Raw genomic sequence first — 1,134 nt, forward strand, 5'->3', positions numbered from 1 at the left:
GTCGGGGCCGCCCGCGTGCGCACCGTGCACGGCGTCGGCTACGCGCTCGAAGCCGGCCCGACGGCGGCCGACGCCGCTCCCGCCGCCGACACCACCGACGTACCGTGAACGCCGACCGGCCCCTCGACGGCATCCGCTCGATCAAGGCCAAGCTCGGGCTGCTCGTCKCCGCCAGCATCGTGGTCGCCTCGCTCGTGTCGGTCATCGGCGACCGCGCCGCCGTGCCCGGCTGGTTCAGCCTGCCCGTGACGATCGCCGCGGCGCTCGGGGTCACCCAGTGGCTGGCACACGGGATGACCTCGCCGCTCCGCGAGATGACGGCTGCGGCGTCGCGGATGGCCACGGGCGACTACTCCCGCAGGGTCACGGCGACGTCGGCCGACGAGGTGGGGGTGCTTGCCGACGCCTTCAACACGATGGCGGCCGACCTCGCCGGCGCCGACCACCAGCGCCGGCAGCTCGTGGCGACGGTCTCCCACGAGCTGCGGACCCCGCTCGCCGCACAGCAGGCGCTGCTCGAGAACCTCGTCGACGGGGTCGTGCGTCCTGACGACGCCGTGCTGCGGACCGCCCTGGCCCAGGCCGAACGGCTCGGGACCCTCGTCGGTGACCTGCTCGACCTCAGCCGGGTCGACCGCGGCCGCGCGCCCCTCGACCTCGCAGGGGTCGACGTCCGGGCCCTCGTGGAGCGCGCCGTGGCGGAGGCCGGAGTCTCCCGGCGCGGCACCGTCCACGTCGTCGACGTCCCGGCCGACCTGCACGTCACCGCGGACCCTGCCCGTCTCGAGCAGGTCCTCGCCAACCTGCTCGACAACGCCGACCGGCACAGCCCGTCGGGCGGGCGCGTGACGGTGAGCGCCGGCCCGGACGGTCCGGACCGCTGGTGGCTCATGGTCGCCGACGAGGGCAGCGGCATCCCGGCCGAGCACGCCCAGCACGTCTTCGACCGCTTCGGCTCCGGCGACGACGCAGGCGGCGGCGGCACGGGCATCGGGCTGGCCATCGCCAGCTGGGTCTGCGAGCTGCACGGAGGGTCCATCGCCGCACTGGCCCCGCCCGTGGGGGAGCGGGGCGCGCGGATCCGGGCCGTCCTGCCGCGGACCCCCACGCCCACGCCCCCGTGTGCCGTCGAAC

1 protein-coding gene is annotated in these 1,134 nt (G+C 76.1%); it reads left to right on the plus strand.

Going from position 1 to position 1,134, the window contains the following annotated elements; translation table 11 throughout:
* Nucleotides 1-104: 104 nt before the first annotated feature.
* A partial coding sequence (locus AC1DP0_RS22130) for a HAMP domain-containing sensor histidine kinase (protein WP_478088777.1) occupies nucleotides 105-1,134 on the plus strand: 1,030 nt, incomplete at its 3' end.

It is taken from the genome of Terrabacter sp. P5_B1 (genome assembly GCF_056400505.1).